This is a genomic window from Klebsiella planticola ATCC 33531 (genome assembly GCF_000735435.1).
In the GTDB taxonomy this organism is placed as follows: Bacteria; Pseudomonadota; Gammaproteobacteria; order Enterobacterales; family Enterobacteriaceae; genus Klebsiella; species Klebsiella planticola.
On sequence record NZ_JMPP01000055.1, the window covers coordinates 32,653 to 53,994 of the forward strand.

19 protein-coding genes, 2 tRNA genes and 1 pseudogene are annotated in these 21,342 nt (G+C 53.7%); 7 read left to right on the plus strand and 15 right to left on the minus strand.

The window, feature by feature from the left end; translation table 11 throughout:
- Positions 1–79 precede the first annotated feature (79 nt).
- The 8 genes and pseudogenes from GRPL_RS05165 to GRPL_RS05135 form a co-directional block, all read right to left on the minus strand.
- Positions 80–1,150, minus strand: coding sequence for a hypothetical protein (locus GRPL_RS05165; protein ID WP_223525942.1), 1,071 nt, complete (start codon positions 1,148–1,150; stop codon positions 80–82).
- A 44-nt stretch (positions 1,151–1,194) separates the two neighbouring features.
- Positions 1,195–1,773 (minus strand): hypothetical protein, encoded by a 579-nt coding sequence (locus tag GRPL_RS05160; protein WP_032700355.1) that lies wholly within the window; start codon positions 1,771–1,773, stop codon positions 1,195–1,197.
- A 416-nt stretch (positions 1,774–2,189) separates the two neighbouring features.
- Positions 2,190–3,101, minus strand: coding sequence for a helix-turn-helix transcriptional regulator (locus tag GRPL_RS28610; protein WP_369804326.1), 912 nt, complete (start codon positions 3,099–3,101; stop codon positions 2,190–2,192).
- A 48-nt stretch (positions 3,102–3,149) separates the two neighbouring features.
- Positions 3,150–3,263, minus strand: a pseudogene (locus GRPL_RS28325) (helix-turn-helix transcriptional regulator); the annotation flags it as partial.
- Between the two features lie 754 nt (positions 3,264–4,017).
- Positions 4,018–7,104, minus strand: a complete 3,087-nt coding sequence (locus GRPL_RS05150) for an efflux RND transporter permease subunit (RefSeq protein ID WP_032700357.1) — start codon at positions 7,102–7,104, stop codon at positions 4,018–4,020.
- Positions 7,101–8,210 (minus strand): efflux RND transporter periplasmic adaptor subunit, encoded by a 1,110-nt coding sequence (locus GRPL_RS05145; RefSeq protein WP_032700358.1) that lies wholly within the window; start codon positions 8,208–8,210, stop codon positions 7,101–7,103. The genes GRPL_RS05150 and GRPL_RS05145 overlap by 4 nt, the downstream gene beginning before the upstream one ends.
- A gap of 75 nt (positions 8,211–8,285) precedes the next feature.
- On the minus strand, positions 8,286–8,900 hold the full coding sequence (locus GRPL_RS05140) for a TetR/AcrR family transcriptional regulator (protein WP_032695682.1): 615 nt from the start codon (positions 8,898–8,900) through the stop codon (positions 8,286–8,288).
- Positions 8,901–9,497: 597 nt separating this feature from the next.
- Positions 9,498–9,585 (minus strand) — tRNA-Ser (locus tag GRPL_RS05135).
- A 146-nt stretch (positions 9,586–9,731) separates the two neighbouring features.
- Between GRPL_RS05135 and GRPL_RS28330 the strand changes: the two genes are divergently transcribed.
- Entirely contained in the window at positions 9,732–10,910 is a 1,179-nt protein-coding gene (locus GRPL_RS28330) for a hypothetical protein (RefSeq protein WP_227502913.1), read from the plus strand.
- Positions 10,911–10,959: 49 nt separating this feature from the next.
- On the opposite strand, the gene GRPL_RS05130 is transcribed toward GRPL_RS28330, so the two are convergent.
- Both GRPL_RS05130 and GRPL_RS05125 read right to left on the minus strand, forming a co-directional pair.
- Positions 10,960–11,047 (minus strand) — tRNA-Ser (locus tag GRPL_RS05130).
- Between the two features lie 145 nt (positions 11,048–11,192).
- Complete coding sequence (locus tag GRPL_RS05125; protein WP_032688486.1) at positions 11,193–12,821, minus strand: ABC transporter substrate-binding protein; 1,629 nt, start codon at positions 12,819–12,821, stop codon at positions 11,193–11,195.
- A 267-nt stretch (positions 12,822–13,088) separates the two neighbouring features.
- On the opposite strand from GRPL_RS05125, the gene yccA reads away from it, so the two are divergent.
- Both yccA and tusE read left to right on the plus strand, forming a co-directional pair.
- Positions 13,089–13,748, plus strand: a complete 660-nt coding sequence (gene yccA / locus GRPL_RS05120; RefSeq protein ID WP_004860189.1) for an FtsH protease modulator YccA — start codon at positions 13,089–13,091, stop codon at positions 13,746–13,748.
- 88 nt (positions 13,749–13,836) lie between these two features.
- Positions 13,837–14,166, plus strand: coding sequence for a sulfurtransferase TusE (tusE, locus tag GRPL_RS05115; RefSeq protein WP_004860187.1), 330 nt, complete (start codon positions 13,837–13,839; stop codon positions 14,164–14,166).
- Here tusE and yccX read toward each other — a convergent pair.
- Genes yccX through GRPL_RS05100 form a run of 3 tightly spaced genes read right to left on the minus strand, consistent with a single transcriptional unit; the run spans position 14,163 to position 15,859 of the window.
- Positions 14,163–14,444 carry an acylphosphatase gene (gene yccX, locus GRPL_RS05110; protein WP_032695680.1) on the minus strand — a complete coding sequence of 94 codons (282 nt, stop codon included), beginning with the start codon at positions 14,442–14,444 and terminating at the stop codon, positions 14,163–14,165. The genes tusE and yccX overlap by 4 nt on opposite strands.
- 51 nt (positions 14,445–14,495) lie before the next feature.
- Entirely contained in the window at positions 14,496–15,284 is a 789-nt protein-coding gene (locus tag GRPL_RS05105) for a helix-turn-helix domain-containing protein (protein WP_032700359.1), read from the minus strand.
- 20 nt (positions 15,285–15,304) lie between these two features.
- Positions 15,305–15,859: a kinase inhibitor gene (locus tag GRPL_RS05100; RefSeq protein ID WP_032695678.1), complete on the minus strand. Its 555-nt coding sequence runs from the start codon at positions 15,857–15,859 to the stop codon at positions 15,305–15,307.
- A 189-nt stretch (positions 15,860–16,048) separates the two neighbouring features.
- Here GRPL_RS05100 and rlmI point away from each other — a divergent pair, with 189 nt between their 5' ends.
- Together rlmI and hspQ are read left to right on the plus strand one after the other, a co-directional pair.
- Entirely contained in the window at positions 16,049–17,251 is a 1,203-nt protein-coding gene (rlmI, locus tag GRPL_RS05095; RefSeq protein WP_032688490.1) for a 23S rRNA (cytosine(1962)-C(5))-methyltransferase RlmI, read from the plus strand.
- Positions 17,252–17,310: 59 nt separating this feature from the next.
- Positions 17,311–17,628: a heat shock protein HspQ gene (gene hspQ, locus GRPL_RS05090; protein WP_004860177.1), complete on the plus strand. Its 318-nt coding sequence runs from the start codon at positions 17,311–17,313 to the stop codon at positions 17,626–17,628.
- Between the two features lie 34 nt (positions 17,629–17,662).
- On the opposite strand, the gene GRPL_RS05085 is transcribed toward hspQ, so the two are convergent.
- Positions 17,663–18,076 (minus strand): CoA-binding protein, encoded by a 414-nt coding sequence (locus tag GRPL_RS05085; protein WP_032688491.1) that lies wholly within the window; start codon positions 18,074–18,076, stop codon positions 17,663–17,665.
- 153 nt (positions 18,077–18,229) lie between these two features.
- Here GRPL_RS05085 and mgsA point away from each other — a divergent pair, with 153 nt between their 5' ends.
- Positions 18,230–18,688 (plus strand): methylglyoxal synthase, encoded by a 459-nt coding sequence (mgsA, locus tag GRPL_RS05080; protein WP_032688625.1) that lies wholly within the window; start codon positions 18,230–18,232, stop codon positions 18,686–18,688.
- 28 nt (positions 18,689–18,716) lie between these two features.
- Here mgsA and helD read toward each other — a convergent pair whose 3' ends face one another.
- Entirely contained in the window at positions 18,717–20,771 is a 2,055-nt protein-coding gene (gene helD, locus GRPL_RS05075; protein ID WP_032700360.1) for a DNA helicase IV, read from the minus strand.
- Positions 20,772–20,893: 122 nt separating this feature from the next.
- Between helD and GRPL_RS05070 the strand changes: the two genes are divergently transcribed.
- Positions 20,894–21,340 carry a YccF domain-containing protein gene (locus GRPL_RS05070; RefSeq protein ID WP_004860167.1) on the plus strand — a complete coding sequence of 149 codons (447 nt, stop codon included), beginning with the start codon at positions 20,894–20,896 and terminating at the stop codon, positions 21,338–21,340.
- Positions 21,341–21,342 lie beyond the last annotated feature (2 nt).

Here is a 21,342-nt window from a genome sequence, read left to right on the forward strand (position 1 = left end):
TTCCGCTGGCGTTGACGGTTCCCCGGCCACACGGGGAGAGGCGCGACGCGCTAATCGGGTCGATCTTTGTTTTGCTGCTTCAGACCGGGCGCAAAAAGAACTTCGTGGGTGTTTTACCCTTTCCGCTGGCGAGTCGTTCATGAGGCTGGGGTTTTTGATTATCGACAATCACCATTTTGTCGCTATCTTGACGTTCCAGCACCAGATAAATATGATCATAACCATGATGAGCCGTCGGGCCGCAGGTAGAACCGACATCTCCCGCTTGCTGTTGACCAACAGGAATTTTTTCCCATTTTCTTTCATCGTGAAGATAGTTGCCCAACGCTAATGCTTGCGTAATATCGGGAACGGCAATCCCACCTTCCTGCAATAGATTAGCCAGATTTAGCGCACAGCCATCATGTGGCCAGCTCTCATGGGTTAGCTTAAATAGCTCACTCGCGGCGACCTCCTGTACTTTTTCATAACGAGCTGGCGTTCTGGCAATATTCATCACCTCGATCATTTTCTCTTTGTCGCTGAGCGGCCCGATACCTGCCGCGAATAGCGTCTGGGAAGCTATTCGCGGCGAGAGAAATGTCTGAAATTCCTCTACGGCATCGCGTCGCACATGGGAGATAACCTTACCCGGGTCTTTTATCGTACCGCACCAGGCGGTGCTGATACGCAATAGTCGGGCACAATATTCCACGGCCAGGCTGTGGTCGGTTTTCATTTTGGTAATGAACGTTTCAGCCGTGTCTATCCCATGCCGTTTGGCAAAATCCAGCAGTGCCGATTGCCTGGTGCCAATACTGTCAAATGAGACCTGGAAGGCTCCGGTCTCTTCGCTTTCAATGTGAGTCCGGGAATGATGATTTCTCAGATCGACGCCAGCTTCCCAGCGCCAGTCCGATTCAAACCCCGCCTGCACGCGAAGCACTTCACACATCACTGCTTTTCGGTGTTGAAGACTGGTGTAAGGCCCAAGCACCCCTTTCATGACGGCATAGATATCATGAAGCTCATTTTCGGCAAAAACATCATCGGGTAAAGCATCCAGAGTCTCGACCAGTTGTTGCAGAAACTCACTAGGCGGGCGACCATGTTGCGCGCTGACAGGATAGCGGGTCGTGATGAATATACGTTTGTTCATAGTCTCCATCATATTCTCCTTCATGGGTTTATTACTGCAGAGACGCTGTTTTGCCTCTATTTATTTGAGGATAAGCTCTGAAACAGAGAAGAGAACTTATTTACCAGGTATGGTGCAAATAATGTCATCCCGGCAGACAGGAATTTAATAATCTCACCAACGGATTCAGGACTTGATATTTCACCAGTCATACCATAATCAAGTAATATTAAGGACCCAAAACCAACAAACATAAACAAAATAACCAGCATCCCTATCAGCGCAATCAACCGACTCGAACTGGCTTTCATGACTGTTTCCAGAACAGGTTTACCTGCTGCGTCATAAAGCGGTGTTTTTGTCACGCTATCAATGCCATTTTTTGTTTCCTTAACTTCAGTGACGGCAGATAACGCCACATCTTCAGAAAGCGCATCGGCCAAAGACCATTCTTGAGGAAGAGAGTTGCGGATCACTAAAATAGAAATCAGCGTCCCAAAGATGACAATAAAAAGTATTATAGATGAGAAAATAAGTCTGTAATTCTCGCCACACAGATGCTGCCCCTGCGCTGAGGGTTCCCCGGCCAGCACGGCAGCAGAAAAAAAGAGCAAGAATATTGCATGTGCTGACCAGCATGTTTTGAGAGAAAACATAAATACACTCCTCATCAATATCACTTTCATTTATTATTGACATGCGAAGACAAAGTCATTCATATAGATACATCCTTTGCAACAGGATGTTATCTCGCTTATTTTTGCCATGCCGCTGTTCCGTGCTTCGCGACCTATTCAGAACCACACGCCGAGAGCAGTAATGTCAGAATGATGAACGAAAGAAGTTTCAGGATATTTTTCATGCAATTCCAGACAAAAAATATACCCTGGCATTCTAAAAACAGCAGGACTGTCGGACTAAGCTAAAACATCATTACCGCATCCCGTAAACAGACACCGATATGCCGCTGGCATTAATGAAGATAAGTAAAATCCGCCCGGCCGTATAAGCATGAGTATAATGGCGATAATGCAATTCTCACTCATTCATATGAATGAGTAAGTGAAATAAATCAGCCGTGAATGGCCCGGATAATAAGCAGCAATTCGGACTGGTTTCGGGTATGCGTTTTCCGGTACAGCGCACTGAGATGAGTTCTGATGGTAGTGATGGATACGCCCAGATGTAGGGCGCATTCAGCAGGGGTCATCCCCCTGACCAGCAGTTCAGCCACCGCATTTTCGGCGGGTTTGACATTAAACACCGCCATCAATGCGCTACCGCTGAAGAAAGGCTCGGGAATGATAATGCAGGCTACCCCGGGAATACGGGAAGCCGGAAGAACCAGAATCGGTTTTGCCGGGCGTCTGGCGGTGTAGCATAATCCTGCCCGGGGTGGCTCCGCGGTTCGCGTGGCCTGTTCGATGGCATGTTTCAGTTTTTTGTTGTCGGTATCCAGACTGAGTGTATCAGCGCCGGCAGACCAGGCTAACCGGACGTTCGCACGTTGGTAACTTTCGGCATGGGCACTGGCGTAAAGAATTTTCCCACTACGATCCACAAGCCAGACCGGGTAAATACCGTTGTCCATAATGGCAGTTTGATACTTAATCGTGTCACGAAGTTGCTCAAATCTGGCGTGAAGCTGGCTGGCGGTCATTAAGGCCGGGATAAGGCGCTGAAACAGGTCAAATTGTGCAGACTGCGGATAGACGGCATCGTTGGCTGTCATCAGCGATAAATAGGTGGAATAACCATTGACGGTACACAGCTTGACACTGGTCAGATAATTCAGGTCATTCGGGTGATGAAATTCATTGTAATAAATGCTGTTCGCAATAAATTTATCGCCTAAAAACTCCCTGTCCCGGTACATCTGTCCGACAGGCAATCCCGTCAGTATTTTCTCGGCAGGGTCAATGGCCAGAAAGACATCCCGGTAGGCCGTAACTACCTTTTCTTCAAGTAGGAATGAATCCGTCATCAGATGCGCATTACCTTTATCATAAAAAAGTAATGCCGCGTACTGATGACCGGTGAGGAACGACAGCTTCTGCAGCGCGAGTTTCCACAGCTGGGGATCCAGCGTGGCCATCAGGATAGTTTCCAGGATCTCAAGATAAATTCGTTCCGGATCGGTGGCCATAACAACACCTGTTACTCAGTGTTTAACCTGCCTGGACGGCACATGATGCCTGCATAGTCATCATAGACCCGGAAGATAAATCGTGGCAAACCCGGCGCAACAAGTTGGCAGGGAAATACGTAACATGATAGAGAGGGCCAGGCAAAGGTCATTCCTGATGTCGAAGACAGCCGGGAAGAGAAACAACTCTTTAGTGGCCGCAAACCGCACTACATATAGCTACGGATGACAGGAAGGTGAAAAATTTGCTGCCTTCAACGTCCTGCCACTGAAAAAAGCGGGGAATAAACCCGCCATCGCAGGACGTGGAGTGAAAGCCCAATGGGTTTTACGCAGCCAGCTATGGCGCAAGACATCTGGACGGTCGCATTATCTGGCAATGGCAAATAGTCTGCGCCAGACAAATGTTCTCTCTGCTCAGCCAGCGATAGCCCAGCGATGGGTGAGTCACTCCCCGCCGCAAGCGGCATGAGCGCTTAGGCTGAAATGGGTATGAAGTCGGTGCGGTTTTCTGCCCTTGATTCCGTCTGACCCGTAGCCGATCGCCGGTCAGCAAGCGCGGGAAGAAAAAAAACCCGCAGAGATAGCGCGGGTTGATTCAAATTCAAATCCATTGCGTGCAAGTAACATCACAATAACCGGACGTTATTTTATGACTTGCATCACAAAAACATCACCCCCTGTTCGGGGGGGGAGCCTGACGTCTCACCTCCCCCTCTTTGGCCGTGGCGCTCGCGATGCGAAGCACTACCGTTTACGCCTGTTGTCGTGCCGAATGGGGCGGAACCTCAGGACGGATCCGGAACCAGATAGCATACATCGCCGGCAAGAAGACCAGCGTCATGATGGTGCCCCCTAACGTTCCGCCAATCAGCGTATAAGCGAGGGTTCCCCAGAACACCGAATGGGTCAGGGGAATAAACGCCAGCACAGCGGCCATTGCCGTCAGTAGCACGGGCCTCGCCCGCTGTACCGTAGCTTCTATCACCGCATGGTACGGATCGAGGCCTTCCCTCTCGTTATGATGAATTTGACCGATAAGAATCAGCGTATTACGCATAAGAATGCCCGAAAGCGCGATCAACCCGACCAGGGCATTGATGCCAAACGGCTGATTGAAAAGCAGCAGCGCAGGGACCACGCCGACCAGCCCCAGCGGAGCGGTAAGAAACACCATCACCATGGCCGACATGGAGCGTACCTGCAGAATGATGACCAGCAGCGTCAGGGCGATCATAATGGGGAATAAAGGCGCCATCGCCCGAGTGGCTTTGCCCGATTCCTCAATCGAGCCCGCCATATCGATACGGTATCCAGGGGGGAGCGAATCAACAATCGGCTGTAGCTGTTTCATGATGGCGGCAGAAACGTCCGGCGGCTGAAGGTTGTCGGCAATGTCACCGCGCACGGTAATGGTCGGCGTTCGATCGCGACGACGCAGTAGCGGGTCTTCCATTCTGACCTCAACCTTTCCGATTTGTGCGAGAGGAATGCGCTGCCCCGCATTGCCCACCAGGGTAAACCCCTCAATTTTCGCCGGGTCCAGGCGTATATCACCGGCGGCGCGCCCCGTGACCTGCACCGAGCGAATATCTTCCCGTACCGAGGTAATGGGAATTCCCGATAACAGGAACTGGAGCTGTTGGGCCACGGCATTCGACGTTAAACCGGTTGCCTGCAGACGGTCCTGATCGAGGGTGAAATGTAAGGCGGGTACCTTCGGCCCCCAGTCGGTATTAACGGTCCTCATCATCGGGCTGGCCTGCAGCACGCTCTCAACCTTATCTGCGATGTCGCGCAATTTATCGCTATCTGGCCCCATTACCCGCCATGCCACGGGGAAAGGTGAATACGGGCCAAACACCAGTTGCGTTACGCGAACGCGCGCTTCAGGCGCCAGTCCGCTGGCGACGGCTTCCCGCAGCCGGAGTTTGAGCGCATCGCGTGATTGCTGGCTGTCCGTCAACACCACTATCCTGGCAAACGACGGGTCGGGTAGCTCGGGGGCCATCGCCAGATAAAAACGCGGTGAGCCCTGGCCAATGTAGGCGGTCACCATTTTCGCTTCCGGCTGTTTTTGCAACCACGCCTCTATTTTGGCCGCCGCTGCGCTGGTCAGCCCAATAGAGGTGCCATAGGGCATCTGCACTTCGACCAGAACTTCCGGCCGGTCAGAGGTGGGGAAAAATTGTTTTTTCACCAGCCCCATTCCGAGAACGGCCAAAACGAAAATCGCGACGACGGACCCGGCCACACCCCATTTGCTTGCGATAACGCGGGCCAGCATACGGCGGAAGCGGTTATAGCGCGGCGTGTTATAGATAGCGGCATGGCCGCCTGCCACTTTTGCAATATCCGGCAGCATCTTCACGCCCAGATACGGCGTGAAAACAACGGCAACCAACCACGAGGCGATCAGGGCGAGACCGACAATCCAGAACATATTGCTGGTGTATTCTCCAGCGGTAGACTGCGCAAAACCATTAGGCATAAAGCCAATGGCGGTCACCAGAGTTCCTGCCAGCATTGGCGCGGCGGTATGGCTCCAGGCGTAGGCCGAAGCTTTAATTCTGTCGTAGCCCTCCTCCATTTTCACCACCATCATTTCGATGGCGATAATGGCATCATCGACCAGCAGGCCCAGAGCAAGAATAAGCGAGCCCAGGGTGACGCGGTCAAAGTTGATACCGGAGGCTTCCATCACCACAAAAACAATCGCCAGCGTCAGGGGGACCGCCGCCGCGACCACCACGCCCACGCGCCACCCCATGCTGACAAAACAGACCATCATCACGACCAGCAGGGCGGCGAAGAATTTGAGCATGAACTCGTCGACCGACGCACTGATATTCACCGACTGATCGGTGACTTTCGTCAGGGTCATCCCCAGCGGCATAGCCGCATTGATTTTTGCCGCTTCGGCATCCAGCGCTTTACCTAACGCCAGGCCATTCCAGCCTTCGCGCATGACAATACCGAGCAGCAGCGCCGGTTCAGACTGGTTACGAATCTGCAGAGTGGGAGGGTCTTCATAACCGCGTTCAACCGTTGCCACGTCGGACAGCTTGAGCGTTTTGCCCTGAGCGATAAATGGCGTATCGCGGATCTTCTGCAATTCATCGAAAGCGCCATCGAGGCGGATAAAGATCTGTGCGCCGCGAGTCTCAATTGAACCCGCCGGGGTTAAGACGTTCTGGCTGTTAAGCGCATTGAAAATATCCTGCGGAGAGAGCCCTATCGTAGCCAAACGCGCATGCGAGAAGGAGATATAAATGCGTTCCGCCTGCTCGCCGATAATATTGACTTTCTTCACGCCAGGGACGTGCAGGAGCTGCTGGCGTAATGTTTCGGCATCACGAACCAACAGGCGCTGCGGCTCCCCTTTCGCTTTCAGCGCAAAAAGCGCGAAAGTGACGTCGGAGAATTCATCATTGATCATCGGCCCTATCACGCCGGCGGGGAGATTTTTGGCTTCATCCCCCAGCTTTTTTCGCGCCTGATAGAACTCTTCCTGCACCTGGGATGGCGGCGTACTGTCCTGTAATGAGAGCGTGATAAAGGCCATGCCGGGGCGGGTATAGGTTTCCGTACGGTCATACCATTTGAGCTCCTGCAGACGTTTTTCCAGCGGCTCGGCAACCTGATCCTGGATTTCCTGCGCGGTCGCCCCGGGCCAGACGCTGATAATGGTCATCTGCTTGACCGTAAAGGGCGGATCTTCCGCTCGTCCAAGGCCAAAAAACGAATAAATACCGGCAATCGTAATCAGAATAATCAAAAACAGGGTGATCGAGCGCTCGCGCACCGCCAGCGCGGACAGATTGAAGCGTTTTGCGCTCATGGTTTGCTCCCCGCATGGGCAGCATCGCGTTGTTCAGCAAGTCGCACAGCCTCGCCTTCGTGCAGAAGATGCGCCCCTAGCGCCACAATCTTCTCGCCCGGCCGCACATCGCCAGTCACCTGCACAGCTTCCGCACCTACGCTTAGCACCGTTACGGGCTGCCAGACGACCTTGGTTGGCGGTGTAGAAATCCGCCAGATACCGGGCCCTTTACCCGAATCGTACAGAGAAGCCAGCGGAACCTGCATCACCGGGCGTTCCCCGCTATTTTTTTGAATTTGCAGCGTCACGGTCGACCCCAGCGGAGCGTTCGCCAGCGGGCCTTCCAGCACGTACCGCGCCTCGAATGTGCGGGTCGCAGTATCAGCTGAATCCGAAAGCAGCCGCAGTCTGGCGATAACAGGCTCGGTTTCGTTGCCATAGCGCGTAGCCTGAGCTTCGCTGCCGATGGCGGGACGCAACGTCTCCGGGAGCTGCACCAGCGCCTCACGCTGCCCCGCTCTCGCCAGCCGAATCACCGCCTGTCCGGCGCTGACGACCTGACCGGGTTCGCCGAGCGTCTCCATCACCACGCCGTCGGAATCGGCCAGCAGCACGGCATAGCCCGTCGCGTTTTGCGCCACGTTTGCCTGAGCCTGGGCGGCGCTGAGCTCCGCTTTAGCAGAATCGGCCGCCGCTTTAATCTGGTCGTACTCTGACGCGGAGACGGCGCCAGAGGCAACGAGGCCACGATAGCGCGCCTCATCACTGATTGCTTTTCTTGCGCGTGCCCTGGCGGCATCAACGGCCTGTTGCTGCGCCAGCGCCTGCAGCTTCAGGTCGACAGGGTCCAGTCGCATCAGTGGCTGACCCCGTTTAACGGTCTGGCCTGTATCCACAAAGCGTTCGAGGATCTTACCCTGCACCCTGAAACCAAGATCGCTTTGCGTTCTTGCTACCACCACGCCGGTAAAGGTCCGGGAAGTATTGTTCGCGAGTTCAACGGACGCGTCTCTGACAAGCGGCGGCCGCGTGCGCGGATCGTCATTAGCGGAATTGTCGCCGCAGGCCCCCAGGATGAACGGCAGGAGGCAAACGGCAAAACGGGCTGAATTAAGCCTGAGCATGGGAAACCCTTAATGAAATAACAGGACAGTTTCCGCATTCTCAGACTAGTGACCAATAAAGTCAATGGTCACAAATCAGGGGGCGAGGCTTCTTAAAATCAGTGAGGAAAGCAGCACCGCTGCTTTAGGAGCCGCTTCGAGATTAAACTGCAGCTGAACGGGGTTAACGAAAGGACACATCACCAGATATACCGCGTGCGTGGCTTCGTCCAGCGGCGTTTTCCTTTCAAACTCCCCGTTCTTCCTGCCTTCAACCAGAATACCCTCAATCAGCTTGATCAGATGTTCTGCATACTTTTCCGTAGAAGGCCACTTATCCCGCGCGGCGACGGCGGCAATATCGTAAAGCTTGCGATCGTGGAAAAACAGTTCGCTCCCCGCTTCGGTGAGCGCCCCGAAAAGACGACGGAGTTTCTCGCTGGCTGACGGCGCATCGGCAATTGCGGCATCGACCGCCTCCATGATCAACGACAGGCGGTTAGCGCAGATCACCTCGCCGATAGCCTGTTTGGAATCAAAAAACTTATAGATATAGGACTTTGAAAAACCGATAGATTTAGCAAGCTCTGCCACGGTGGTTTTTTCGTAGCCGTAATGGCCGAAATGCTCAAAAGCCGCTTCGACAATTTGCTCTCGGACGCTGTGATCAAGTGGACCACGTGATGGTGGGACGTTCATATTCTTAGTCATTTTTTCAGCTTAGCGTGATAGCCATTGATTGACAACTCATGACCAAATTAGAATTTAGTCACAATTCCGGCTAGTTTCAAGGTCGCGCAATGTTATCCTCACCGGCGACGGCACCAGGGCAGTGCATCTGTTTACTGCGGGAGGTGCCGGCGGATCGGTTCGGATGCTCCAGTACCGAAATTGTACCAGACAAATACCTTTGCCAATAAAAGCCCTATATGAAAGCTTATCTCAATGGCAGAAGTGAATGCCACCACGGGAATGGCCTCTGCTTTTAATCAATGTGTACAAGCAGTACGGCGCTGCGTTGCAATCTATCCATAACAGATAAGTTCCAGGGGGGATCATTGCGGCCAGGCAAGATATTCACTATCGCTGAGCAGACGGTCTGCTTTTATCGCCTGCTGTCAGGCTTGCTCAACAGGTGATGCGGTGAAACGGCGAATAGACAACGCCGGAACTCAGTTCGCGGCCCCGGCGCAGCAGGGTAAAGAGAATGGCGTCATACGCGCCTCACAATGTAGGCGATGTGACTGATAGGGTATAAACGACCCCAAAACAAAAAGGGGTTACCTTTCGGTAACCCCTTTTTTTATTTGGCGGAAGCGTAGAGATTCGAACTCTAGAACCCTTTCGGGTCGCCGGTTTTCAAGACCGGTGCCTTCAACCGCTCGGCCACGCTTCCAGAATGACGCGCACTATAAACATCTCTTAGCGCCATGTAAAGCAGGAATTTATCGAACGCGAAGGTTTCTCTCTCAATGGCGCAAAAAACGAGCAATACGCTAACATCGTTATTTACAGCGGTGCTCATAGAGAAGGTTCGGCGATATGAAAAGGGTCAACACCTTAGCTATTCTGGCGTTTATTTTATTGATCCCGCCTGAAGCATCGGCTCAATATCCTTCATTTGCGGCATTCACCCCACCGTCGAAAGAATATGCGGTGCAAAGCGATCTGATTGAAGTCACTAACTTACCTAAAGTACCTGCGCAGGGAGGTCGGGGGATCTGCTACGCCGCCTCTGCGGCAGTGGTGCTTACTGCGGAAAACTGCCTCAAATTACATGAGGATTGTACTCGCTATACGCCAGACAAAATCTTTTCACCTTACGGGCTGGTAAAACCTTTTGGCGAAGAGGATTCAAGAAGTCATGAGCCTCTTGCAGATGAAGGCGGGAGTGCAATAAATGCTTTAAATTATGCAGCCTATGACGCGTTCGGTAACCCATCACTTGAGTGCTCGTCAAAAGATAAAACGATGCCTGATTTCGCCACTAGCGATGATGGCGGCGTTCGGGAATATACGATGTGGAATCAGGTTTATAACATTTACAAAAACCTCACAAATACCGCTCAAAAAACAGACTTTAATTGTCAGGCGTGCATTGAGGATTTTTTTAATACTCACCAAACAGAATTCTCAACATTAAAGAAAATATTCCCCAATATAAAAGAGCAGTCGGTCAGTTTTCTCAGGCTCATGCGGGAACCCACTTATCGCGACTTCGTCGTTAAACTTACCGTGCCGATAAAATGCCACCGGGTCGCGAATAAAGTGTGGCTTGAGAACGCCGGAAAGGTGGATGTCGCGGTTTATCCGCCAGCGGGAGGTGACACGACAACACCTGGCAGTTCGGGAAAAGAGACCGGACAGAATAAAAAACCAGGACACGGTAACTATAAAGAAGCCATCGCGGTCATTAAAACGGTACTCAACAGCGGCAGGCCGCTGGTGTTAGAAGGTATTTGCCTTGATAAAAATACAAAAGGCAAAAAATGTCTGGTGCTGCATACCGTTGTCATTAGCGGTAGCAAAACGCTCTGTGACAAAAAAAATCAGTGTCTGGATGTTCTGAAGGTTATCAACAGCTGGGGAGACTCCTGGCAAAAAGAAGTCAATGATGGCTGGGTGCAAGCAAAGCCTCTGCTGGATAGCACACATTACGCCGAATATATGATGGGCTGGCTCAGCGACAAAGCCCAGGCCGGACAGGAAGACTCCAGATAATACACGAAAAAAATCCCGCGATACTTCTATCGCGGGATTTTTCTGTATCTGGCGGAAGCGTAGAGATTCGAACTCTAGAACCCTTTCGGGTCGCCGGTTTTCAAGACCGGTGCCTTCAACCACTCGGCCACACTTCCGTAATGAGGCGCACTATAAACAGCTACTTGCGCCGTGTAAAGTCAGGAGCCGTTCACTTGCTTCAAAAATAGCCAAAATGCTGTTAATCGATTGAACCAACAGCAGATTGACCATTTTTTCAGCACGAAATCTGCCCGCTGAGCGTTAGTGCTTTTTGATGTACATATCTTTGGTGAAGTAGTATCCCAGCTTATCAGGCGTAAATCCCCCCACCCACGGTTTCACCAGGTGCGTACGGACATAGTGATAAACCGGAACCGCCGGTACATCTTTCGCCAGAAGATCCTCTGCCTGCTGGTAGTACTTACCGCGCGCCACCCCATCCGACGCTTTGGCGGCGTTCTTTAAGGCTTCATCATAGGCAGGATTACTGTACTGGCTGGTATTCTCACTGTCGCCGGTGCGGAAATTGTTCAGGAAAGTGGCGGCATCGTCATAATCGGCAATCCACGCATAGCGCACGGCGTCAAAATTGTGCGTGTGCATGGTGTCGAGCATCGTCTTCCACTCCTGGTTTTGCAGCTTCGCCTCCACACCAAGGTTTTTCTTCCACATCGAACTGGCGGCAATCGCCACGCGCTGGTGTGATTCCGAAGTGTTGTACAGCAGATTAAACACCAGCGGGTGACTATCCGAGTACCCCGCTTCGCTCAGCAGTTTTTTGGCTTCGGCAATGCGCTTATCGCGTGGCCAGCTGGCGTAATCTGGATTTTGCAGTTTTACGCCGCCGATATCAGGCTGGCTAATCAGCCAGGCCGGGCGTTGTCCCTGCCCCAGTACTTTTTCAGCAATGATGTCTTTATCCAGCGCCATGTTCAGCGCCAGCCGGACTCGCGGATCGTTAAATGGCGGCCGGGTGGTGTTGAACTCATAATAGTAGGTCGCCAGCTGCGGCGACACGTTCAGCTGATCGCCCATGGTCTTTTTAAGCTGTGCGAACTGGTTAATCGGTACCGTATAAACAATATCGATTTCGCCCGCTTTATAGCGGTTAACGTCCGCCGCCTCTGAATGAATCGGCAGCCAGGTCACTTTATTAATTACCGTATGCTCATTGTCCCAATAACGCGGGTTACGTTCGGCCACGATGCGCTCGTTAACTACCCACGCGGACAGCTTATACGGACCGCTGGTCACGATATGCTCCGGTTTGGTCCACTGCTCGCCAAAGCGGTTTACCAGCACTTTATCAATCGGCACCAGCGAAGGGTGCGCCAGCATCGCTAATAACGCCGCGTTCGGCTGCGTTAATGTGACTTCAAGCGTCGCATCATCAACCGCCTTCACGCCCAGCGTCTCCGGCGCTTTTTTCCCCTCGGCAATTTCCTGCGCGTTCGCAATATGCATATTGCCCGGGTAGCTGGAATAAGGAGATGCCGTCAGAGGAGAGACCAGACGCTGCCAGCTCCAGACAATATCCTGCGCGGTGATGGCGGTCCCGTCAGACCAGGTAACGCCCGGACGTAAATGGAAGGTCCAGACGGTGTTATCTTTATTTTCCCACTTTTCCGCCAGCCGCGGCTCTATTTCACCCGCCGGCGAGACGCTGACCAGCCCCTCGAAAAGATCGCTGATGATATTAAACTCAACATCACTCTCGACCTTATGCGGATCCAATGATGCCGGCTCGCTGCCGTTATTTCTCACCAGTTCCTGCTTCTCTGCCAGCACCGTCCCCGGGGGAACCTGAGCGGCAAATATCGTGGCCGTCGTGCAGAGTAAACCGAGAGCCAGCAATGCTTGCGTGATGTGATTGTATTTTTGTGATTTCATATCCCTTGCCTTTATTACGCTTCGTTTGTACCCTCTCCACACTTAGCCACAGAACGGCAATAACGCAATATTTTTCAGTAACCTATCAGATTCCGATCGGGTTCCTGAAGCCAAACGCACAAACACACCACCTTTCCATTATTTATTAGAATAATATGCTGCGTGATTGCGTTGGGGTCTAAGTAAAGATGGGTAAAAGCACTATGGCTTCCGTCGCGGTTTTTTTATGCTTCATTATTAATTACATCTGTCATAAGAGAGTGACTCATGGATCGTATTATTACGTCGTCGCGTGACCGTTCATCGCTGCTCAGTACGCATAAAGTTCTGCGGAACACCTATTTCCTTCTCAGTCTGACGCTGGCATTTTCCGCCATTACGGCAACGGCCAGCACGGTGCTGATGCTGCCTTCTCCAGGGCTGATTCTGACGCTGGTGGGTATGTATGGTCTGATGTTCCTGACCTATAAACTGGCCAATAAGCCGACAGGTATTCTGGCGGCCTTCGCCTTTACCGGCTTCCTGGGTTATATCCTTGGGCCAATGCTCAACGCCTATCTGTCTGCGGGCATGGGTGACCTGATTGGTCTGGCGCTGGGCGGTACCGCTCTGGTGTTCTTCTGCTGCTCGGCCTATGTGCTGACCACCCGCAAAGACATGTCCTTCCTCGGCGGGATGCTGATGGCAGGCGTAGTGGTGGTTCTGATCGGTATGGTGGCTAACATCTTCCTGCAGCTGCCGGCTCTGCACCTGGCCATCAGCGCGGTGTTTATCCTGATTTCTTCAGGCGCAATCCTGTTTGAAACCAGCAATATTATCCGCGGCGGTGAGACCAACTATATCCGCGCTACCGTCAGCCTGTACGTGTCGCTGTACAACATCTTCGTCAGCCTGCTGAGCATCCTTGGCTTCGCAAGCCGGGACTAACCTCTGCCGACGCTGTGCTCAGGCCCCGCTTATGCGGGGCCTTATTTTTTGCTACACTGCGGCCAGTCTGAACGGTATGTGAAGAATTATGTTTATCTTTGAAGGCAACGAAATTGAGACCGATAGCGAAGGCTATCTGAAAGAGACGACACAGTGGAACGAAGCTATGGCGGAAGTTATCGCCGGGCAGGAAGGCATTACGCTCTCCGTTGAACACTGGGAAGTGGTGCGCTTTGTGCGCGAATTTTATCTGGAGTTCAACACCTCGCCCGCCATTCGCATGTTAGTGAAGGCGATGGCGAATAAGTTTGGCGAAGAGAAAGGCAACAGCCGCTATCTCTACCGTCTGTTCCCGAAAGGGCCGGCCAAACAGGCCACCAAAATTGCCGGCCTGCCTAAACCGGTGAAGTGCATTTAATAGAGAATGGCAAATTTTTGCCACTCTCTGGTGGGTTGATGAGGCTCGGTATTGACTCTGTCAACCCGCGCACTGCGCGGCCCGCCGGCTTTTAGCCAGGCGATAAGTGCCGCGACCTGGTCTTCCTCCCCGCAGGCCAGCACCTCCACGCTGCCATCATCAAGATTACGAGCATAGCCCGTCAGCCCCAGGCGTAGCGCCTCCCGCTGCGTCGAGTAGCGAAACCCCACGCCCTGAACCGAGCCATAAACCCATGCCATTGTGCAGATTGTCGCCATCGTTACGCTCCTTTTTTGGCCTGCCCTGATGCACAGAATAGCAAATTCTCGTCAGCGTACATGCTTCGGCAACAGGCCATAGTGCTGACGAAAACGCGCGGTAAAGCGTGACCCGGACTGATAGCCGCTGTTGAGCGCGATCTCGCCTATGGGTAGCGACGTTGACTGCAGCTGGCCTAAGGCGTACGCCATGCGAACCTCTTCAACGATCAGACGAAAGCTTTGCGATTCCAGCTGTAAACGGCGGCGCAGCGTCGATTCCCCCAAAAACAACATCTTTGCCACCCGGGGAACGCTCCACGCCTCCGCCGGCGACAGCATGATAATTTGCCGTACCTGGCCGGTCAGATCCTGCTGTCTTTCGTTTAACAGCGGTCCGGCATATCCCGCCTGCTGCAACGCCAGCAGCAGCCCCATCGTCTGGTGATGCTGCAGTTCCGTCGATAGTCCCCCACGCACCGCTTGCAACACGTTCTGCCACATAAACGACAGCTCAGGAGTCATCGGCGCGCAGAGTGATGTCAGCCGGCCGGGCGGCGGCTCGCTCATGTAACGTGCTTTAAAATCCGCGAGCAGGTCGACGGTCAATGAGAGCAGGTCAGAACAAAATAGCCCATTGTCCGGCTGATTAATGACCTCGAGCTCAACGTCGGCGGGCAAAATAATCAGCTGCTGCGGGGTGGCCTGCATCTGACTGGCCCCCTGCACGATGATTTTACTTCCTCGATTGACCCGACACAGCGCAGGCGAAAAAAGCCTGACGCGATGCAGTTTATATAATCGCCGGGAGGTGATTTCCGCCGCCGATAACGCGTTATGCTGAAAGTGAATATTCCGCATTTGAGCTCTCTGTCTGTCGTTTAGCGTCCTGACATGGCCGTCAGCTGGGCGCTGGCGATAGCATGGCTGCGCAGCATAAAGCCCACCAACGCGCCGCTGGCCTGTGCATCAATCGGTAATGTCGCCGTATTCAGCGCCCATACCGTAAAGTGGTAACGATGAGGCTTATCCCCGGGCGGAGGACACGCTCCGCCAAAGCCCGCATAGCCGAAGTCATTCCGCCCCTGCACGGCGCCTGCTGGCAGTTTAGCGTTGTTTTTATCTCCGGCACCAGTCGCCAGACTGGAAACCGTCGGCGGTATATTCACCACCGTCCAGTGCCACCACCCGCTCCCGCTGGGCGCATCCGGGTCGTAGGCGGTCACCGCAAAACTGCGGGTACCCGTCGGCGCATGTTCCCAGGTCAACTGGGGCGAGACATTCCCCCCGCGACAGCCAAAACCATTAAACTGTTGGGATGTCGCCAGGCTGTCGCCTTCGCGCATATCGCTGCTGGTGACGCGAAATGGCGCTGCTGCCGCGCTGGTACTGATAACCGCAATCAAGATTGTCGCTAACCGGGATCCTGTTTTCATCGTGTTTTCCTCCGTTGGGTGAGGAATCACTGTAAGATCCCGGGAAGGTTTTTATTGTGCCAAAGCGCCGGCATTTTGTGCCGAAACGCTCACCTGTCGGCGCAGGTGGAATGATGCTTGCGCCGGTCACTTGTGCTAACCTACGCGCCATTTTTCGGTGCGACATTCCCGTTGCTTAAAGGTAGCTCCATGACAGATTCCATTTTCCCCCGCTTAGTGTTAACCAAAGGACGCGAGAAATCCCTGCTGCGTCGCCATCCGTGGATTTTCTCCGGCGCCGTCGCCCGGATGGAAGGTAAAGCTCGTTCCGGTGAGACCATCGATATCGTTGATTCTCAGGGAAAATGGCTGGCCCGCGGCGCGTATTCGCCCTCTTCGCAGATCCGCGCTCGCGTCTGGAGCTTCGATCGCAATGAAGCTATCGATAACGCTTTTTTCGAGCGTCGTCTGCAGCAGGCTCAGACCTGGCGCGAATGGCTGGCGGCCCGCGATGGCCTTGATAGCTATCGTCTGATCGCCGGAGAATCCGACGGCCTGCCGGGCGTGACCATCGATCGTTTTGGTAACTTCTTCGTACTGCAGCTGCTGAGCGCCGGTGCTGAATACCAGCGTGCCGCCATCATCAGCGCGTTGCAAACGCTGTTTCCGGACTGCTCTATCTACGATCGGAGCGACGTCGCGGTGCGTAAAAAAGAGGGACTGGAGCTGGCTCAGGGTCCCGTCGTCGGCGAACTGCCGCCGGCCCTGCTACCGATTACCGAGCACGGTATGCAGCTGCTGGTAGATATTCAGGGCGGCCACAAAACCGGTTACTACCTCGACCAGCGCGATAGCCGTCTGGCGACCCGCCGCTATGTCACCGACAAGCGCGTTCTTAACTGCTTTTCCTACACCGGTGGTTTCGCTGTTTCCGCTCTGATGGGCGGCTGCCGCCAGGTTATTAGCGTGGATACCTCCCAGGAGGCGCTGGACGTTGCGAAACAAAACGTAGAGCTGAACAAGCTGGACCTTTCCAGAGCGGAATTTGTTCGCGACGACGTCTTTAAACTGCTGCGTAAATATCGCGATCAGGGGGAGAAGTTTGACGTTATCGTCATGGATCCGCCGAAGTTCGTCGAGAATAAAAACCAGCTGATGGGCGCCTGCCGCGGCTATAAAGATATCAACATGCTGGCGATTCAGCTCTTGAATCCCGGCGGTATCCTGCTGACCTTCTCCTGCTCGGGTTTGATGGCGACCGATTTATTTCAGAAAATCATTGCCGATGCCGCAATTGATGCCGGACGTGATGTACAATTTATAGAACAGTTCCGTCAGGCTGCCGATCACCCGGTGATTGCAACCTACCCGGAAGGGCTGTATCTGAAAGGGTTTGCCTGTCGCATCATGTAACTTGAAAAGCGGAACATTGCCCGCATATAGCAGGTAATAACGTTTCCCAGGAGGTGCCTATGATTGCCAGCAAATTCGGTATCGGCCAGCAGGTTCGCCATACGCTATTGGGCTACCTCGGCGTGGTTGTTGATATCGATCCCGTATACTCGCTCGCCGAGCCGGAAGAGGATGAAATTGCAGCCAATGACGAACTGCGCGCGTCGCCCTGGTATCATGTGGTCATGGAAGATGAGGACGGCCAGCCGATCCACACTTATCTTGCGGAAGCGCAGTTGAGCGGTGAAGCCAGCGACGAACATCCGGAACAGCCGTCGATGGACGAGCTGGCCAGAACGATTCGCCGACAGCTACAGGCCCCGCGGCTACGTAACTGATGTAAAAAAACCCCGCTATCGCGGGGTTTTTTATTTACTTCGCCAGCCCTAAACGCGGTATTTCAATCGCCGGGCAGCGATCCATCACCACATTCAGCCCAGCCTCGCGCGCCAGTACCGCCGCCTGTTCGTTAATCACGCCCAGCTGCAACCACAGCGTTTTCGCACCAATGGCGATGGCCTCCTGAGCAACGGCCAGCGCCGCATCGGAGTTGCGAAAGACATCGACCATATCCACTTTTTCCGGCACATCGCCAAGGGTGGCGTAGCCTTTCTGCCCCATCAGCGTGGTACCAGCGACTTTCGGCGCAACAGGGATAACGTGATAGCCCTGTTCAAGAAGGTATTTCATCACCCGATAACTTGGGCGATCCGGTTTGTCACTCGCCCCCACCAGCGCAATCGTCTGGGTTGAGGTGAGAATGCCTGCGATATCGTTCTCTTTCATTTAATCCTCCACTCTTTAGCCCAAGTGTATGCTAATCCGACTGAACGGGCCATGCATCCTGACTTACGGATACGTCAAAAATTTTCACCCGGATGCTTGCAGCAACAGTCACTTCCAGTAATCTGTCTGCAGGTCAAAATGTGGAATAAAAATATGGAACTGACGACACGTACGTTACCCGCACGCAAACATATCGCGCTGGTTGCTCACGATCACTGTAAAGATATGCTGATGAAATGGGTTGAGCGCCACCAGCCGCTGCTGGCCCAGCACGAACTCTATGCAACCGGCACCACCGGTAACCTTATCTCCCGCGCAACCGGGCTGGAGGTTAACGCGATGCTGAGCGGACCGATGGGTGGCGATCAGCAGGTCGGCGCGCTAATTTCGGAAGGTAAAATCGATGTGCTGATTTTCTTCTGGGATCCGCTCAACGCCGTGCCGCACGACCCGGATGTCAAGGCACTGCTGCGCCTGGCTACGGTGTGGAACATCCCTGTAGCCACCAATGCCTCAACGGCCGACTTTATTATTCTGTCGCCGAACTTCGCTGAACCTCTCGATATTCTGATCCCGGATTATCAACGTTACCTCGCCGACCGGCTGAAGTAATCCCGGCCGGCGGCCCGCCCGCCGGCACTTACGGTTTTCTCGCCACCGGCACATCCAGATCTTCTAACATTTCGACAAATGGCGAAGGCCGCGCTTTGTTGAACAATAGCCAGACGCGAAGCCGAGCACGCGTGATAGCGACATAGAGCAAACGTCGCTCTTCCGCATCCGGAAAATCCTCCGGCTGCGGCAGCAGCGCCTGCTCCATAATGGATTCACGCGCCGGGGCCGGAAACGCATCATCACCATCCTGAAGTCCCAGGACAATGACATAATCCGCCTGCTGACCTTTACTGGCATGGATGGTCATAAAATCGAGCTGCAGATGCGGCCAGCGCGTCGCCGCTTTTTCCAGCGCCTCAGGTTTCAAATGATGGTAGCGCGCCAGCAATAAAATCCGCTGCTCCGGTTTCGCGTAGCCGCTGAGCTTATCGAGGAGATCGTCGAGCTTATCGTCCGCCAGCAACGTTACGGCTTTCTTGTCTCCGGCCGTCAGGCTGTTCAATGGTTTACTCAACTGATGCGGGTTTTGTTGTATAAAGCCGTTCGCCACCTCCCCAATACGCCCGTTAAACCGGTAGGTGGTATCCAGCGCGCAGCAATCGCCTTCGCCAAAATAGTGATTAAATGCGGTGGTCAAAGAGAGTTGTGCCCCGCTAAAGCGATAGATAGCCTGCCAGTCATCGCCAACGGCAAATAACGTCGCCTGCGTGTTCTGCCGACGCAGCGCAGCAAGCAAGGCGGCGCGCTGCGGCGAGATATCCTGGAACTCGTCGACCAGGATATGTTTCCACGGGCTGACGAAGCGTCCTTTATCCAGAATATTAATCGCCTGATGTATCAACCCGGAAAAATCGACCGCGCCTTCGTCTTTCAGCGCCGTTTTCCACGCTTTTAACAACGGCGCCATCAGCTTAACGCGCTTACTGAACAGGTCGCGCACCTCTTCCGGCGCGCCGGCGATCATCTCCGCCTGCGATCCCCCGTGCATTCGCATCAGACTAACCCAGCGATCGAGGCGACTGGTCATCCGTCGCTGAATTTTTTTATCCTGCCAGAATTCGCCGTCCGGCACCTGCCAGCCCATCTCTTCTTCCAGCCACTGCCGCCACCCCTTGGCCTGCACTTTTTTCTCCTGACACTGCTGGCGCCAGTTTTTCAGCAGCAAGGTCTGGCGGGCCGTGCTGTCGCTCTCCAGCTTGCTGATGGTCGGCACTTTTTTGCTGCCCTGCTGGATAATATGCAGTGCCAGAGAGTGAAAGGTGCGCGCCGTAATCTCTTCTGAGCCCAGCCGTTCACGAATACGCTCATCCATTTCCTGCGCCGCCTGGCGGCCAAATGCCAGCAGCAGAATCTGGTCGGCGGCGGCTTCTCCCCGCGTTAATAACCATCCGGCTCGCGCCACTAGCACGGACGTTTTGCCGCTTCCGGCCCCGGCAAGCACCAATAAAGCGCGCTCGCCGTTGACCACCGCCCGCGCCTGCGCAGGATTCAGCGGAGAGGTTTCGACGCTGGTAAAAAATCCGCGATACTGCTCCAGCATCGATTCCGTAAAAGCCTGATTATGAGCCAACCGGGCCTCTTCGGTATCGGCCAGCCAGCTTTGGCACTGCCGCCACAGCTCACGACAGTTCTCGAAAGCCTCAAGACGGCTGGTCGGCATTGGCAGACCGGTCAACGCACGACGAATCTTCACCTGAATGTCAGTAACCTGCTGACGGGTCAGCCACTTGCCTTCGGCGCTGGCGCGGGCAACCTCCTCCAGCTGCTGCTGGAGAACACCGGCGGCAATACCGCTCATTTCCGCGCTCCACTGCTGCCACAGGGTATTCAGATGATGATAAAAACGCTGCGTTTCATTCCACTCGGTGCCGTGTAAACGCACGACTTTGCTGTCCGGTAAAACGAACTCCAGTTCGCCCCAGACCAGGCCGCGCTTACATTGAACTGACAATAACTGATTGAAAGGGATAAGATACTCATGGTTATCACCCGAGACTTTTACTCCCGCGTTTAGCAGTTGCACCCGGTCGTAAGGATGCTGTGCCATACGTTTGCCCAATGTTGTCGCTTTAAGTTCCATATCATGCCGAATTTCAATCAGGTTGGATGTTTTTAAGTTTAACCGCCAGCGACCAGGTGCTCCAGCGTAAAAAACGTTACAATGGTCAGGACTTATTATCTCCAGGACTGAACTGAGGGTTTATGCGTACCATTCTGAATATTTTGAACTTTATCCTTGGCGGTTTCGCCACCACGCTGGGCTGGCTGCTGGCAACTCTGGTCAGCATCATCCTGATCTTCACCCTGCCATTAACCCGCTCATGCTGGGAGATTACCCGACTCTCCTTGCTGCCTTACGGTAATGAAGCCATTCATGTCGATGAACTTGAACCGCAAGGCAAAAATAGCCTGCTGAATGCCGGTGGCACGATTCTGAATATTTTGTGGTTTATCTTTTTTGGCTGGTGGCTGTGCCTGATGCATATTTTCAGCGGCATCGCCCAATGCCTGACCATCATTGGCATCCCGGTCGGTATTGCCAATTTTAAAATTGCCGCCATTGCATTATGGCCGGTGGGACGTCGAGTGGTTTCCGTCGAAACGGCTCGCGCCGCGCGTGAAGCGAATGCGCGTCGTCGCTTTCAGTAACC